Here is a 16371-nt window from a genome sequence, read left to right as displayed (position 1 = left end):
TGTGCCGTCGTTTCCCGTTTGAAGCCTACCTGTCGGTTCCATGTTTGCTGAGATCATCGAGCAAGGCGCGCGTTCCCGTTTCGACATGACGCCGCAGACGAATGCCTGGCCAGTGCAGCGGCTGACGACGCAGCCTAGGGGCGGGCTGCCGTTGAGGGTGTCGGCTCGCTGAAGGTCTTGCCCGGCGTTTCCGCCTGGACGCCCCGGATCGGCGAATCCGTTGGCACCGGCTGCTGCGTCTGTTTTTTCGGCTTCTTGATCGTCTTGATGGCAGCACAGGTGGCGTCGCCGACGCCTTCGCAGGGCTTGTAGACGACGATCTCGCTGCCGGCGCCATCATCCCAGACCGCCTGGATCGTCACCGTCTTGGCTTCGCCGGCGGGAAGCGAGATGTAGACATACTTGTTGGTATTGTCTTCCGGCAGATTGAACGGGATTTGCGGGTTGCATTCGCCGAGCGGAAAACGCTTGTCGAGGTCGTCCGAATTGATCGAGTAACGGATTTCCGACAGCCGGCAATGCATCGTCTGCAGCGCCGTGAAGTAGATCAGCTGCTTGTCGTCGTAATTGCGGAACTGGATCCATCCAGTCGTCTTGTTGGCGTCGAGCATCGCCTTGTAGATCGTCACGTCGGGAAGTACCGGCTTGTACTCCTCCTCATCCTCGGCGTCCTGCGCGAAGCCGGTCGTAACGAAGGCGGGGCTGCCCAGGAATGCGAGCCCCAGCAAAAGCATGCGTGAAAAGCGGATCATGCGATGGTCCCCTGTTGCCTGCGCCAAGTGTTTTGACCAATTCTGCGCAGCCTGGATGTCGATGTCGGCGAAGCGATGGCCTTTCCCTGGAAGATGTCATATCACCTCATCCATATCCTTTGAAGCCGGGTTTGCGGCGCTGCCTGAATGGACGTTTCTGTGACTGACCATCTTCTTCTCGGTATCGACACCGGCGGAACCTATACCGATGCGGTTCTGTTCAGCGAAACGGCCGGGGTGGTCGCCAAGGCAAAGGCGTTGACGACGCGCCATGATCTGTCCGTCGGCATTGCCGGCGCGGTAGAGGCGGTGCTGGAGCAGGCGAGGGTTCCGGCGTCGGCCATCGGCCTCGTCTCGCTGTCGACGACGCTGGCGACCAATGCGCTGGTGGAAGGGCAGGGCGGCCGGGCCGGGCTGGTGATGATCGGCTTTGGTCCGGAAGACCTGAAACGCGACGGCCTGCAGGAGGCCTTGGGCTCCGATCCGGTGATCTTCCTTCCCGGCGGCCACAATGTCCATGGCGGCGAAACGCTGCTCGACATGACGGCGCTGGACGAGGCTCTGCCGCAGCTCTCCACCCAGGTTTCCTCCTTTGCCATTGCCGGTTATTTCGCCGTGCGGAATCCGGCTCACGAACAGCGGGTGCGCGACCGTATCCGCGAAGTCTCGCATCTTCCAGTCACCTGCAGCCACGAACTGTCTTCCAAGCTCGGCGGGCCGCGCCGCGCCCTGACGACGCTTCTGAACGCCCGTCTCGTCTCGATGATCGACCGGCTGATCGGCGCCTGCGAAGGCTTCCTGAAAGAACGCGGCATCGACGTGCCGATGATGGTGGTGCGTGGTGATGGGGCGTTGATTTCCGCCGCCGAGGCACGTCTGCGGCCGATCGAAACGATCCTCTCCGGTCCGGCCGCCAGTCTCGTCGGCGCCCGCCACCTGACCGGCCTCGACAATGCCGTGGTCTCCGATATCGGCGGCACGACGACGGATGTAGCGGTGCTCGACCAGGGTCGCCCTCGGCTGGATGGCGAAGGTGCGGTGGTCGGCGGTTTCCGCACCATGGTCGAAGCGGTCGCCATGCGCACGTTCGGCCTTGGCGGTGATTCGGAGGTGCGCATCAACGATCGCGGCCTGAAAGCGACCATCGATCTCGGTCCCCGCCGTTTCCTGCCGCTCAGCCTCGCGGCCGCGCAGCATCCGGATGCGGTGATTTCAGTGCTCGAACGGCAGTTGCGCACGGCCCATGTCGGCCGTCACGATGGCCGTTTTGCTGTCCGCACCGGCCTCCCGGATCATCTGGCGAGCGGTCTGCAGCCGCAGGAACAGGCGCTGTACGAGCGGATCGGCGCGGTGCCGGTCGCGCTCGAAAACCTGCTGACCAGCACGCTGCAGAAAGCGACGCTGGACAAATTGGTCTCGCGCGGTGTCGTGCATATCTGCGGCGTGACGCCATCGGATGCCATGCATGTTCTAGGGCGGCAGAGCCAGTGGAATGCCACCGCAGCCCGGCTTGGCGCGGAACTCGCCGCGCGCATCCGCGACGGTTCAGGCCGGCCGATCGCGGCAACGCCCGAGGAATTGTCGGAGATGATCGTCGCCCGGCTCACGCGCCAGTCCGCCGAAGTCATCCTGTCCTCGTGCCTCGCGGAAGATGGCGCGACGATCGATCCCGCGGTTTCCGTGGCGGTTGACCGGGCGCTGAAGCGCGAGAAGGGCATTGTCGGTTTTTCGCTGGCGCTCGATCGGCCGCTGGTCGGTCTCGGCGCGTCGGCTCCCGTCTATTATCCGGCCATCGCCGAGATGCTGGGGGCGGAATCGCGCATTCCCGAGGAAGCAGGCGTTGCCAACGCGGTCGGCGCCGTGGTCGGCCAGGTGCGGGCCTCGGTGATCGTCTTCGTGACGGTGCCGGAAGAGGGCATTTTCATCGTCAACGGTGCCGGGCCGAGCAGTCGCTTTATCGATGAAGGCCAGGCTTTTGCCTTCGCCCGCGAACGGGCGGAAACGGCGGCACTCAGGTCGGCGCGGGCCAACGGCGCGGATGAGCCTGTCGTCGTTGTCCGCGAGGATGTCGATGCGCCTGAGATCGAGGGCACCCGCAAGCTGGTGGAAGCCCGCTTCACCGCCGTCGCCAGCGGCCGTCCGCGCGTCGCTCACGATTGATCTTTTCCTTTTCGGAAATAATTCTTCGCATTATCGCTGCATTGACTGGGAGCGAATCCATGAGAGACTGCGCGCCTCCCCACTTTAAGCGTTAATTCATGGAGTTGGTCATGGGCCGGATAGAAAAACACGGGTTGGCAATCGATGCGGACCTGCACGATTTCCTCGTTGCCGAGGCATTGCCGGGAACGGGCGTCGATGCCGACGACTTTTTCGCTGCCTTCTCGCAGATCGTCCATGACTTGGCCCCGAAGAACCGCACCCTGATTGCAAAGCGTGATGCGCTGCAGGAACAGCTGGATACCTGGTACCGGCAGAATGGCGCGCCCGTCGATATGGCTGTTTATGAAGCTTTCCTGCGCGAGATTGGTTATCTCCTGCCCGAAGGTCCGGATTTTGCCGTCTCCACCAGCCATGTCGATCCGGAAATCGCTGATATCGCCGGCCCGCAGCTCGTCGTTCCCGTCATGAATGCGCGCTATGCGCTGAACGCCGCCAATGCCCGCTGGGGTTCGCTCTATGACGCGCTTTACGGCACCGATGCGATCGGCGACGAGGGCGGCGCGGAGAAGAGCACGGGCTACAATCCGGTTCGCGGTCAGAAGGTCATCGCCTGGGCGCGCGGCTTCCTCGATGCAAGCGCGCCGCTTTCGAGCGGCAGTTGGAGCGACGTCAGAGGCTTTTCCTTGAGCGACGGCCGTCTGTCGATCTCGACCGCGTCCGGCGATGTCTCCCTCGCCAATGCCGAACAGTTTGCCGGCTATCGGGGCGATGCGGCTTCTCCTTCGCATCTGCTCCTGAAGAAGAACAACCTGCATATCGAGATCGTCATCGACGCCACGACGGCGACCGGCAAGGACGACGGCGCGCATATTTCCGACGTCATCCTCGAATCGGCCATTACCGCGATCATGGATTGCGAGGATTCGGTTGCCGCCGTCGATGCGCAGGACAAGGTGGTCGTCTACCGCAACTGGCTCGGCCTGATGAAGGGCGATCTTCAGGAGGAGGTCAGCAAGGGCGGCAAGACGTTCACGCGCAAACTCAATCCGGATTCCATCTTTACCGCGCCGGATGGATCGGACCTGTCGCTGAAGGGCCGCGCCCTGATGCTGATTCGCAATGTCGGCCACCTGATGACCAATCCGGCCATCCTCGATCGCGACGGCAACGAGGTTCCGGAAGGCATCATGGATGCGATGATTACCGGCCTGATCGCGCTCTACGACATCGGCGAAAACGGCCGCCGGATGAATTCGCGCGAAGGCTCGATGTATGTCGTCAAGCCGAAGATGCACGGTCCGGAAGAAGTCGCCTTTGCCTCGGAAATCTTCGGCCGCGTCGAACAGGCGCTCGGCATGGTGCCGAACACGATGAAGATGGGCATCATGGATGAGGAGCGCCGCACCACGGTCAACCTCAAGGAATGCATCCGCGCCGCCAAGGAGCGGGTCGTCTTCATCAATACCGGCTTCCTCGATCGCACCGGCGACGAGATGCACACGTCGATGGAAGCGGGGCCGATGATTCGCAAGGGCGACATGAAGCAGGCGGCCTGGATCGGAGCCTACGAAAACTGGAATGTCGATATCGGTCTCGAATGCGGCCTGTCCGGCCATGCGCAGATCGGCAAGGGCATGTGGGCCATGCCGGACCTGATGGCGGCGATGCTCGAACAAAAGATCGCCCATCCCAAGGCCGGCGCCAATACCGCCTGGGTTCCCTCGCCAACGGCAGCAACCCTGCATGCCACGCATTATCACAAGGTCGATGTCGCTGCGGTCCAGTCCGGTTTGAAGAGCCGTGCGCGGGCAAAGCTCTCCGATATCCTGTCCGTACCGGTCGCCTCGCGCCCGAACTGGACGCCGGAAGAAATCCAGCGCGAGCTGGACAACAATGCCCAGGGCATTCTCGGTTATGTCGTCCGCTGGATCGACCAGGGCGTCGGCTGCTCGAAGGTTCCCGACATCAACGATGTCGGCCTGATGGAGGACCGCGCCACCCTGCGCATTTCCGCCCAGCACATGGCCAACTGGCTGCATCACAAGGTCGTCACCGAAGAGCAGATCGTCGAGACGATGAAGCGCATGGCTGATGTCGTCGATGGCCAGAACGCAGGTGACGCGGCCTATACGCCGATGGCCGGAAATTTCGACGGATCCATCGCCTTCCAGGCCGCACTCGAACTGGTCCTCAAGGGACGCGAACAGCCAAACGGCTACACCGAGCCGGTCCTCCATCGCCGCCGGCTGGAACTGAAGGCGAGCCAGGCGGCGTAACCGACCAGCGGGGCAGGGCGATCGGAAAAGTCCCCTCCCCCAACCCCTCCCCACAAGGGGGAGGGGCTTAACACGCCGCTCTGTCCGTGTCTGAAACGAGGGCTGGCGGCTGGGTTTCTCCCCCCTTGTGGGGGAGATGGCCGACAGGCCAGAGGGGGTCTTCTCGAGCCCAGCGGCACCGCCGTCGGGGAAAATATCCCCACTCGAAACGGCTCCACCGGCAACTGTATCCTTCACAAAAAATCATCCCCGCTCATCCCCGCCGACACTATCCACCCCATACTGATGTCGCCTCCATCACCGGAGTGTTTCGCGAGACGGTCGCGGGCAGGTGGGGGCTGGTGCCTGTAGCGGCGGCCGTAACGTGCGGTCCTCGATGCAGGGGATGGTGTCCGAAGCGGGAAACCGCTTTGAAAAATGTCTCCCCCGCGGCTTCCAGGCCGCGGTTTGGTTGAGCCATGCAAGTTCTGGCGCCAATGCCGGGATGCAGCGAGACAGGATCGCCATTCGTAGGGGCCGGAAGCCCCGAGACAAGCCAAAGGCCACGCGGAAGCGAAGCCACACTAACTTTAACCTTGAGAGGTTTCGCTTTCGCGTGCGCTCTCCATGTTCTTTGAAAAACGCAGGCGGTGATCCGTCGTGTGGATGCGAACCCGTACGTATCGCCGAATCAAAAATCCCCGGACAAGCCGGGGATCTGAAAGTCTCTGCAACGAAGCCAAGCGCTTTACTGCTGAACGATGACCCTGGTGTTCTTGCCCGGACGAACGCGGGCATAGAGGTCGATGATATCCTGGTTGATCATGCGGATGCAGCCGGAAGAGGCGGCGGTGCCGATCGACGACCATTCCGGCGATCCGTGGATGCGGAACAGCGTGTCCTTGCCTTCATCGTTGAAGAGGTACATGGCGCGTGCACCGAGCGGGTTGCGCAGGCCCGGGCCCATGCCGTTCTCGACATATTGCGCCACGTCCGGCTTGCGGACAGCCATTTCCTTCGGCGGATGCCAGGTCGGCCATTCCTGCTTCCAGGCGACATAGGCGCGGCCTTCCCATGCGAAACCGGCCTTGCCGACGCCGATGCCGTACCGAACGGCCTTGCCGCGCGGAAGCACGAAATAGAGGAAGCGATTCGGCGTATTGACGACGATCGTGCCCGGCTTTTCATCCGTCGCATAATCGACGATCTGGCGATGGAAGCGCTCGTTGACCTTTTTGATCGGGATCGCCGGCAGCGCATAACCGTGATCTTCGACCGGGCCGTAACCGTCCGAGAAAATCTGGTTGGTCGCGACTTTTTCGCCGATAGGTGTGATCGGCGCCGTGGAGCAACTGGCCACGGCGAGGGTTGCCGCGAGGCTGCACAGCAGGAATAGATTGCGGAAGCGCATGGGGATCTCTTAAAAAGAAGCTAAGAATATCTGGGTCGTCTCGACCATCAGCGATTATGGTTTATTTTCGATTAAGACCTTGATTGCAAGGGAATGCGTTGCAGCATTTTCGTGCCACGGTCCAAATTCCAAGCGGATTGTTTTTTTGCAACAAAAGCGGCTCTGTGCCAGAGTTTAATGCATGGCGATTCTTTCTATCCACAACGATAGTCCCCTGATCGACGGGCGACAGTCGCAGCGCGCGCTGATGGTGCGTCGCGGCGTGCAGCGATTCTTGCATGAAATGCGCCATGCGGTATTGCCGGAACTGACGCTGTCGAGCGGGCGCCGCGCGGACCTGATCTCGATCTCGCCCAAGGGCGATATCTGGATCGTCGAGATCAAGACCTCGATCGAGGATTTTCGCGTCGATCGGAAATGGCCGGATTACCGGATGAATTCCGACCGGCTTTTCTTTGCGACACACAACGGCGTGCCGCTCGATATTTTTCCGGAGGAATGCGGGCTGCTCCTGTCGGATGGATACGACGCTGAGATGATTCGCGACGCACCGGAACACCGGCTGGCTGCTCCGACGCGCAAATCGGTCTCGCTGAATTTCGCCCGCGTCGCGGCGCAGCGGCTGATGCTGGCGGAATGGTCCGCCGATCGCGCCGGCGACACGAGCCCGCGGATGCGCGAGATCGTGTCCGGTTCGCTCGACGGCGACGTCTAGAGCGTCGTTCCCTTAATACGATCCATTCTGTTGGCTCAAAACGGCCGATCCACAAGAAGGATGGCGCAGAGCGATGCGGCATCCATCGGTCCAGCCATCCGCCGCAGTGGGCGGCCGTTTTCAGCCAACCCGAAGGGCTGGATGAATTTTGGCCACGACCGGCGGTGGCCGTCTCAACCGCAGCTTCTGCTGCGCTTTTCGCCAGCCGCCTTGGTTCTGGCCAAAATTCCTTCCAGCAGAATGGGTCGTATTAAGGGAACGATGCTCTAGATCGAAACCCTATTTGGGAGCGCGTTTCGCCAGAATGCGCTGCAGCGTGCGACGATGCATGTTCAGCCGTCGCGCCGTTTCGGAAACGTTGCGTTCGCACATTTCATAGACGCGCTGGATATGTTCCCAGCGGACGCGATCGGCCGACATCGGGTTTTCCGGCGGTTCGGCGCGCTCGCCGGCTCGCTGGACAAGGGCCGCGAAGATGTCGTCGGCATCGGCGGGCTTGGCGAGATAATCGACCGCGCCGAGCTTCACCGCGTTGACGGCGGTGGCGATATTGCCATAACCGGTCAGCATGATGATGCGGGTGTCGTCGCGTCGGGCACGGATTGCCTCGATCACATCGAGACCACTGCCGTCACCCAAACGCAGGTCGACAACCGCGTATTTTGGCGGTCGGGTCTTGGCCTTGGCGATGCCTTCCGCGACCGATTCGGCGATATCGACGGCAAAGCCGCGTGTTTCCATGGCACGAGCCAGGCGACGCAGGAAGGGCGCGTCGTCGTCCACGATCAGAAGCGTGGTGTCCTGACCGATCAACGCGGCATCGGATTCGCTGAGTTTGTCCGTCATGTCGTCATCCTTGAATGCAGTCTACCTGCTGATTCTATGTAGCGTCGCTTATTCGCGGTTCAAAAGGCGGTAAAGTCATTTCCCCAGCTTACCATCCATCAGGATGCGCGGCCATTCCACGCTGACACGCGCGCCCGGCTTCTCCGGACCGCGATTTTCAAAGGTGAGCTTGGCGCCCGAACGTTCCAGCAAAGTCTTGGCGATGAACAGGCCAAGGCCCAACCCACCGGCGCTGTCGTCCTTTTGCCGCTTGGTCACATAGGGTTCGCCGATCCGGCTGAGAATATCCGGCGCGTAGCCGTCGCCATCGTCCTCGATCGTCACCGAGACGATCTCCGCCGTGTGCGTGACGGTGACCGTCACTTCCTTCTTGGCATAATCGACAGCGTTTTCCAAAAGGTTGCCCAGCCCATAGAGAATTCCGGCATTGCGGTTGCCGACCGGCTCGGTCGCTCGGTTGCCCTGCTCGACCAGCCTGATCTGGATGCCGAATTCTCGATGCGGCGCCATCACCTCTTCGATCAGCGATGACAGCGGCAGATGCCGCATATGCGCCTCGTCCTCGGAAGAGAGCGTGGTGAGCCGGCGCAGGATGTCGCGGCAGCGTTCGCTCTGGCTGCGCAGCAGATGAACGTCTTCGCCGAATCGCGGGTCGTCACCGAGTTCCCGCTCCATTTCCTTGGCGACGACGCTGATGGTGGCAAGCGGCGTGCCGAGTTCGTGCGCGGCGGCGGCGGCGAGACCATCGAGCTGCGACAAATGCTTTTCCCGCTGCAGCACCAGTTCCGTTGCGGCGAGCGCTTCCGACAGTTCGCTGGCTTCCAGCGAAACGCGGTAGGTATAGAAGGCGGCAAACACCGTGGTCGCGACGATGGCGAACCAGAAGCCGGCGGTGAGCACCGGGGGCACCAGCAGGACCACGCCTGGATACCAGGGGAGCGGGAAGGGCGAGAAGGCAAGAGCGGTGATGCCGATCAGGGCAAGGCTGGCGAGCGCGATGCTGTGCCATTTCGGCTGCGAGGTCGAGGAAATGATGACCGGCACGCAGACGAGCGGCGCGAAGGGATTGGAAAGCCCACCAGTGATGAACAGCAAGGCCGTCAACTGGGCAAGATCGATGCCAAGAAGCGCGAAGGCCGCCGGCGGCTGCAGCCGGTGCGTCGGCGGATAGCGGATAGTCAGATAGGCGTTTACCCAGGCCAGGAAGGCGATCAGCAAGCAGCAGGCGATCAGCGGCAGCGGAAACCGCAGCCAGAAGGCGACGATGACCACCGCGATCGTCTGTCCGCCGACGGCGAGCCAACGCAGCCGGACGATGGTTTGCAGGCGCAGGACCCGGCTTGTCGTTGATTCGTCCGCGTCGATTGCTGCCGTCGCCATCCGGGTTCCAGTCATGATGCTCATCGTATTGTCATGTACCACGCGGTTTTGCCCGTGTCGTCGGGGCGGCGTTGGCCGGATCCTCAGGCCAGGGATGGCGTGGATAGCGGCCGCGCATGTCCGCCCGCACATCCTTCCAGGAGCCGGACCAGAAGCCCGGCAGGTCGCGCGTCGTCTGGATCGGCTTGTGGCCGGGCGATACAAGCTCCAGAAGCAGCGGCAAGCGCCCGCCGCCGATGGCCGGATGCGTCTTCAGCCCGAACAATTCCTGCACGCGGATCGACAGGATCGGCTCGTCGCCGTCGTAGCGGATCGGATGCCTTTGCCCGGTCGGCGCCTCGAAATGCGTCGGCGCAAGGCGGGAAAGATCACGCGAGACCTCATGCGGCACCAGCGCCTGCAACCCTTCCGACAGGCTGCCCGGATGGATGTCGTCAATGCCGCGCGCCTCGCCTTGGAAGGGAATGAACCAGTCGTCCATCCGGTTCAGGAGGTTTTCGTCTGTCATGTCCGGCCAGGGCTCGCCGATGGTCCGGTGGAGAAAGCCGATTCGGTCGCGCAATTGCGCCGCCTCCTTGGAAAAGGGCAGGACGGCAAGACCGAGCTGGCGTACACCCTCGGCCAGCGCCCGCGCGGTCGCCTCGCCCTTCGGTTTGGGCAGCGGCGATTCCTCGAAGATGATGGCACCGAGCCGCGTGACCCGCCGGGCCCGGACCTGCCGGCTCGGCCGGTCGAAAAAGGTCTGGTCCTCGCGCACGATCGCCTGCGGCATATGCACCTCGACATCGGACCGGGAGATTTCGGCCGCCGCGAGAATGCGTTGCCCGCCGGCGCGTCCGGTGAGGTCGGCGATGACCAACATCGCGCTCCCTGCCAGCCGCTCGGTATCCGGCAATTCCGCGCCACGGCCATTGGCCATGACGAACCGACCGCGCCCGCCTCGTTGCAGCGCGATCCGGTCCGGAAAGGCTTGCATCAAAAGAACGCCCGGCTGCACCGGATCGCCGGATTGCTTTCTCGGGCTGAGGGATTGCGCCATGCGCCGGGCAAGGCCGCGCGAGGCGTCGGCCCGATCGCCGCGTTCCGTCTTGAAGCGGCGAAGCCGGTCCTCGAGATCGATGCTGTTTCCACCGAGTCCCTGTTCGGTCAGCAGAACGGCGAGAAGGCAGGCTTCCTCCGCTTGACCCTCTTCAGCCGCCGATACGGCCATCGCGGCGAGCCGGGGCGGCAGTGCCAATTGCCTGATCTGCTTGCCGCGCACTGTGAGCGCCCCGTTCGTATCGATCGCTCCAAGCTGGACGAGAAGCGTCTTAGCCTCCTGCCAGGTCGTTGCCGGGGGCGAATCGAGAAAGGCAAGGCCGGCAGGATCGGTGACGCCCCAATGGGCGAGATCAAGCACGAGCCCGGAGAGGTCGCTTGCGAGGATTTGCGGCGGCGTGAAGGCGGGTAGCGCCGCCGTCTGGCCCTGATGCCACAGGCGGATGGCGATGCCCGGCTCCGTTCGGCCGGCGCGTCCCGCCCGCTGGTCGGCCGATGCGCGCGAAACCCGCACGGTTTCCAGCCGGGTAATACCCGTCGATGCCTCGAAGGCCGGCAGCCGCTGCAGGCCGCTGTCGATGACGATGCGCACGCCGTCGATGGTGATCGATGTTTCGGCGATCGAGGTCGCCAGAACGATCTTGCGGGTTCCCGCCGCCGCCGGTCGGATCGCCGCATCCTGCTCCTTCTGGCTGAGATTGCCGAACAGCGGCGTTATCAAGGTTTCCGGCCCGAACCGGCCTTCCAGCCGCTCGGCGGTCCGGGTGATTTCGGCCTGTCCCGGGAGGAAGGCAAGGATCGAGCCCGTTTCGCTGCGGTGCGCCTCGACGATCGCGCGGGTCACCGCATCCTCGATGCGTTCGGCCGGTGGACGTTCCTGGTAGCGTACATCCACCGGAAAGCTGCGTCCGAGGCTTTCGATGACCGGTGCATTTCCGAGCAACTGCTGGACACGGCCGACATCCAGCGTCGCCGACATGACGATGAGTTTCAGGTCGTCGCGCAGGGCCTGCTGCACGTCGAGCGCCAGCGCCAGGCCGAAATCGGCATCCAGCGAGCGTTCATGGAATTCGTCGAACAGTACGGCCGCCACGCCGGGCAGTTCCGGATCATCGAGCAGCATCCGGGCAAAGACACCCTCGGTCACCACTTCGATGCGCGTTTTTGCTGATATCCGGCTATCGAGGCGCATGCGGTAGCCGACACTCTCCCCGACGGTTTCGCCGAGCAGGCTCGCCATGCGGCCCGCGGCGGCGCGGGCGGCGAGCCGGCGCGGTTCGAGCAGGATGATTCGTCCATCGCCACGCCAGTCCTGGCTCAGGAGAAACAGCGGCACCAGCGTCGTCTTGCCGGCGCCGGGCGGTGCCGAGAGAACCACGGCCGGTGATTTCTCCAAAGCTTCGCCGAGCGCCGGCAGAATGGCGCGGACCGGCAGGTCCGGCAGGGTTTCGATCGCGCTCATGGCTCCACCCCGATGGTGACCGTTTCGCCGCCGGCGGCCAGCGCATCCGATTGATCATGCGTGACCAGCACGACCGGCAGCTTCAAGGCTTTGGCACGGGTGAAGACGAGATCGCGAATCTGGTGCCGGAGATCGGTGTCGAGTTTTGAAAAGGGCTCGTCGAGCAGCAGGAAGCGCGGTGCCGACAGCAGGGTCCGCTGCAGCGCCACCCTTGCCTTCTGGCCGCCTGAAAGCGTTGCCGGATCCCGGTCGAAAAAGCCGGTAAGCTCGATTTCCGCGAGCGCCTCTTCGACCACATGCCGCCGCTTATCCGCACCGTGGATCGCAGGGGACAGGCCGAACAGAAGATTGCCGCCGACAGAGAGATGCGGAAAAAGCAGGGCATCCTGGAAAAGCATGCCGGCCCCGCGCTTTTCGGCGGGAATATCGGTCAGATCGCTGCCGTCGATCAGGATCTCCCCGCTCGCGGTGAAGGCAGTATCGAGAAAACCGCCGAGAGCGGCAAGCAGCGCTGACTTGCCGGAACCGGACGGTCCCATCACGGTCAGGATCTCGCCCGGGCGAACCGATGCCGTCAGCGAAAGCAGCGTCCTGCCTGCGACGCCAATGGTCATCCGCCTGAGCTGCAGGCCGTCTGTCTTGCCGTCGGGAGTCATTCAAATCCTCATTGCGCGCCGGTCGCGAAATAGCAAGTGCGGCACCAGCGACGCAATCAGAAATCCGACGAGCGGCAATAGCGCCTGCAGCAGCGCATAAACGCCGATGGTCCGTCGGTCGCCGCCAGAAGATAGGGCGACGGCCTCCGTGGTGATGGTGGTGATCCGCCCCGCCCCGATCAAGAGTGTCGGCAGATAAAGCCCGACTGAAACCGCAAAGCCGACGGCAAAGGCCGTCAGCCAGGCGCGCGTCAGCATCGGCAGACGGATGCTGAGCAGGACCCGCCAGGGTCCGGCCCCGAGTGCCGCGGCGATCCGTTCGTAGCGACGGTCCAGCGTCTGCCAGGGCTGCGACAGGGAGAGAAAGACATAGGGGGAAACGAAGATCAGGTGAACGAAAAGCAGCAGCGGGAAGGAGGCATCGAGTCCCAGCAGGAGACCGAGAATCTGGATGCCGAACAGGAAACAGATCTGCGGAACGATGAGAGGCAGATAGAGGGCGAATTGGAAGACGCGGCTGCCGTGAAGCCGGTCCTGCCAGAGAAGTCCGATCGCCAGCAGAACGGCAATCGCGGCCGAGCCGATCGCCAATGCCAGCGTCGTCAGGATCGGCGCTCCGGCCTGCGGCACGGCCCGGACCCAGGTTCTCAAGGTCATGTCCTGCGGCAGCACGGCTGGGAATGGCCAGAGGCCGGCGACCGACCAGAGGAGCAGAACAAGCAGGCCAAGGAAAACCGCGGCAGCCGACACGGTCATGCCGGCGCAGGCGGCCCGTCGAATCAGGCGGTCGCCGGTCTTTCGCCTGCCGGACACGGACATATGCTTGAGAAGCGTGCGGCCCGCCACCTCGCCGATCCGCCATACAAGCATCGCGGCCAGCGTCACGCCGAGCTGCAGCAGGGCACCTGCCGAGGCGAGAAAACGCAGGGTAAGATCGCTGTCCGCCATCCAGACGGTTATGCGCACCGAAAGCGGTGGCGGCAAAGTCGGTCCAAGGATCATGGCCACATCGACGACGGATGAGGCATAGGCGATAACAGCAAAAACCGGCAGGCGAATCTGCCGATAGACGAGCGGCCAGATGCCGATCAGGAAACCCCGGACACGTCCGTAGCCAAGGCTCGCCACCAGCTGCCGCGTCTGGGTGAGAGGCACCTGCGGCAGGGCTGCCAGCGTCACCAGGAACAGAAAGGGCATTTCCTTGGCGATCAGCCCAGCCATCATCGTCAGCCCCAACGGATCCTGCGGCACGAGCCAGTCCGGCGGGCTCGTGAACCCCGTCGATCCCGGCGAGACCAGCCGCAGGAGGAGGCCCGAGGGCGCGACGAGACAGGCAAGCCCAAAGGCCGCGGCCGCATGCGGGACGGACAGAAGCGGCGAGACCAGATGCTGGATGCGGGAAAACACCCTCGTTCCGGCATAACCGGCGACAAACAGCATCACCAAGACCAGCGACACCGCCGTCGTTACCAAGCCCGCCGCGAGACTGATGAGCGCCGAACGCTCGAGATGCGGTTCGGCCATCAAAGCGCGCAACGGTTCCAGGCTCACATGCTCGCCGCCGAGCGCCGGCAGATAGCCGAAAGCCGGGGCGATCGTGCCGGCAAGACCGAACAGGACCGGCAGGCCGAGGCAGGCGAGAAGGAAACCGGACAGCGCGCGGTTTTTCATGTCCAGCATCTTTCCGCGTATGGGTCCGGTCAGTTTGCCGCTCCATAGCGCTTGATCCATTCCGACTCGATCCGGGTCATCCAGTCCGGATGCGGCTCGGGCAAAGCAAGGCCAAGCTGATCGGACGAAAGCGTCGCGATGCCAAGATCGAGCGCCTGGAACGCCGCACTTTCCTTGTCCGGCAATGCGGCCACGTCCAGCACCGTCGGATCGCCCCAGACCTTCGGATCCTGTTTCCTTGCCTGTGCTTCCGGCGACAGCAGGAAATTGGCCAGCACCAGGGCGCCGGCCTTGGCCTTGGCATTGTAAGGGATGGCGACAAAATGCGTATTACCGATCGTGCCTCCGGAAAAGACGAAGGACCGGACGGTGTCCGGCAGTTCACCGGCGGTAATTCCGGCCGAAGCCTCAGCCGGATTGAAGGCGAAGATGATGTCGAGTTCGCCATCGGTGAGCTTCTGCTTCATGTCCGGATAGTTTTGCGGAAAAGCCTTGCCCTTGCGCCAAAGCAGCGGGTGCAGCTGGTCGAGATAGGCAAACAGCGGCGCCACGTCCTGCTTAAACGTCGCCTCATCGAACGGCTTCTGAAGCTTCGTCTTGTCGGCGATCGTCTCGGTCAGAACCTGCTTCAGGAAGGTCGTCCCCATGAAATCCGGCGGCTGCGGATAGGAAAACCGGCCCGGATGTTCCTTTGCCCAAGTCAGCAGCCCGGCCGCCGAATCAGGCAGCGTGCTTTTTTCGGTTCGGGCTTCGTCATGGAAGAACACCAGCTTGGCGGCTCCCCATGGACTTTCCAGTCCGTCTGTCGGAATGGTGAAATCGGTGGTGATCGTCGGTTGGTTGCGGATGTCGGCGAACGGCCAGTTCGGCAGCCGCATTGCCCAGCCCGGTGAAAACAGCAGGCCCTGCCGCTTCATCGCAGCGAAATTTTCGCCATTGATCCAGATGAGATCGACCGAGCCGTCGCTGTCGCGGTCGGCGATTTTCTCGGCCAGAACGGTCGAGACGGCCTTCGCCGTATCGTCGAGCTTGACCTGCACGACATCGACGCTGAATCGTGCCTTCACTTCTTCACCTGCCCAGCGGATATAGGCGTTGATATTCTCCGACCCGCCCCAGGCGTTGAAATAGACAGTCTGGCCGCGCGCCTCGGCTAAGACCTCGTCCCATTTGGCCGCATCCGTGGCGCCGGCGGTACCGAAACTGGAAAGCCCGGCCGGAATGGCGAGTAAAGCCATTGCCAGCAGGCGCCGGATTGACGTGAACATGATGCCTCCACCCGTGTCGAAAGAGCCCAAGCCTAAGCCCGGGCCACAATCCGTCAACGGGGTACGCAGCCCTGCCCCATCACGATCCGGTGACGGCCGGCGTCAACTCCTAGTGGCGGCATCCTCCTGTCAGATATCAGCCGCGTACGGTCTCAAAGGCGAGGATCGCACCAGCGAGATCCTCAAGCGCCGCACCGACGGACTTGAACAGGGTGATTTCATTCACTTGGGTACGGCCCGCATGCCGGCCGCTTGCCAGTTCTCCCAGATCGGCCCGCAGGTCGCCTGCCTTGATCAACCCGGCCCGCAGCGGCTGTACGAGATCGCCGCCTTCGCTGAGCGCACCCTCGCGGGTATCGACGAACAATGTCGCGCGCTCGACCGCCCTGTCGTCGGATTCGCGCATGCTCGGCTTGAAGGCGCCGACGAGGTCGAGATGCGCGCCTTCCTTCAGCCAGTCGCCCCGGATCAGCGGCTCGGACGACAGGGTCGCGCAGGAGATGATGTCGGCATCGCGGGCTGCGGCCTCGATATCGGTGGCGACCGAAACGGTAACGCCGGGGATTTTGATCTCTGCCACGGTCGCGGCGGCTTTGCGCGGATCCCGCGCCCAGATCGAGACCTCCTTGAGGGGGCGAACGGAAGCATGCGCCTCGATCAGGTTCTGCGACAGGCGCCCGGCGCCGACCATCAGCATGCGCTGTGCGTCCTTGGCGGCAAGATAGTCGGCCGCCAGCGCCGAGGCCGCGGCCGT

Annotated in this window: 12 protein-coding genes (1 of these 12 running past the window's edge); 3 read left to right on the top strand and 9 right to left on the bottom strand. The window is 63.2% G+C overall.

Translation table 11 applies throughout. The annotated features are described in order from the left end of the window. Positions 1 to 134 precede the first annotated feature (134 nt). Positions 135 to 752 (bottom strand): hypothetical protein, encoded by a 618-nt coding sequence (locus tag ACST81_RS01920; protein WP_438751117.1) that lies wholly within the window; start codon positions 750 to 752, stop codon positions 135 to 137. A 159-nt stretch (positions 753 to 911) separates the two neighbouring features. Here ACST81_RS01920 and ACST81_RS01915 point away from each other — a divergent pair, with 159 nt between their 5' ends. Together ACST81_RS01915 and ACST81_RS01910 are read left to right on the top strand one after the other, a co-directional pair. Next, a complete protein-coding gene (locus ACST81_RS01915) occupies positions 912 to 2912 on the top strand; it encodes a hydantoinase/oxoprolinase N-terminal domain-containing protein (RefSeq protein ID WP_438751116.1) in 2001 nt (666 codons plus the stop codon). A 110-nt stretch (positions 2913 to 3022) separates the two neighbouring features. Beyond that, the gene (locus ACST81_RS01910) at positions 3023 to 5191 is read left to right on the top strand and encodes a malate synthase G (RefSeq protein ID WP_438751115.1); all 2169 of its coding nucleotides are present in this window, start codon (positions 3023 to 3025) and stop codon (positions 5189 to 5191) included. Between the two features lie 727 nt (positions 5192 to 5918). On the opposite strand, the gene ACST81_RS01905 is transcribed toward ACST81_RS01910, so the two are convergent. Next, a complete protein-coding gene (locus ACST81_RS01905; protein ID WP_438751114.1) occupies positions 5919 to 6581 on the bottom strand; it encodes a L,D-transpeptidase in 663 nt (220 codons plus the stop codon). Positions 6582 to 6762: 181 nt separating this feature from the next. Here ACST81_RS01905 and ACST81_RS01900 point away from each other — a divergent pair, with 181 nt between their 5' ends. Further along, positions 6763 to 7296, top strand: a complete 534-nt coding sequence (locus tag ACST81_RS01900; protein WP_438751113.1) for an MmcB family DNA repair protein — start codon at positions 6763 to 6765, stop codon at positions 7294 to 7296. A gap of 279 nt (positions 7297 to 7575) precedes the next feature. Here ACST81_RS01900 and ACST81_RS01895 read toward each other — a convergent pair whose 3' ends face one another. The 7 genes from ACST81_RS01895 to ACST81_RS01865 all read right to left on the bottom strand — a co-directional run. Then, positions 7576 to 8142 carry an ActR/PrrA/RegA family redox response regulator transcription factor gene (locus ACST81_RS01895; protein ID WP_438751112.1) on the bottom strand — a complete coding sequence of 189 codons (567 nt, stop codon included), beginning with the start codon at positions 8140 to 8142 and terminating at the stop codon, positions 7576 to 7578. 75 nt (positions 8143 to 8217) lie between these two features. After that, positions 8218 to 9537: an ActS/PrrB/RegB family redox-sensitive histidine kinase gene (locus ACST81_RS01890; RefSeq protein ID WP_438753326.1), complete on the bottom strand. Its 1320-nt coding sequence runs from the start codon at positions 9535 to 9537 to the stop codon at positions 8218 to 8220. Between the two features lie 16 nt (positions 9538 to 9553). After that, a complete protein-coding gene (gene hrpB, locus ACST81_RS01885) occupies positions 9554 to 12022 on the bottom strand; it encodes an ATP-dependent helicase HrpB (protein WP_438751111.1) in 2469 nt (822 codons plus the stop codon). Beyond that, the gene (locus ACST81_RS01880; protein ID WP_438751110.1) at positions 12019 to 12678 is read right to left on the bottom strand and encodes an ATP-binding cassette domain-containing protein; all 660 of its coding nucleotides are present in this window, start codon (positions 12676 to 12678) and stop codon (positions 12019 to 12021) included. The genes hrpB and ACST81_RS01880 overlap by 4 nt, the downstream gene beginning before the upstream one ends. After that, positions 12679 to 14349: an ABC transporter permease gene (locus ACST81_RS01875; protein ID WP_438751109.1), complete on the bottom strand. Its 1671-nt coding sequence runs from the start codon at positions 14347 to 14349 to the stop codon at positions 12679 to 12681. Between the two features lie 29 nt (positions 14350 to 14378). Beyond that, complete coding sequence (locus ACST81_RS01870) at positions 14379 to 15587, bottom strand: ABC transporter substrate-binding protein (RefSeq protein ID WP_438753324.1); 1209 nt, start codon at positions 15585 to 15587, stop codon at positions 14379 to 14381. Positions 15588 to 15753: 166 nt separating this feature from the next. Further along, a protein-coding gene (locus tag ACST81_RS01865) for an ornithine cyclodeaminase family protein (RefSeq protein WP_438751108.1) crosses the window boundary here: on the bottom strand, positions 15754 to 16371 show its 3' portion. Its footprint extends 324 nt past the window's final position; 618 of the gene's 942 nt are visible here — the last part of the coding sequence; its start codon lies off the right edge, out of view — the gene reads right to left on this strand; its stop codon occupies positions 15754 to 15756.

Origin of the sequence: Pararhizobium sp. O133 (assembly GCF_051669845.1) — a bacterium.
Lineage (GTDB): Bacteria > Pseudomonadota > Alphaproteobacteria > Rhizobiales > Rhizobiaceae > Pararhizobium.
Note: the sequence above shows the minus strand (reverse complement) of the source record. Positions and strands in the feature narration are given on the sequence as shown.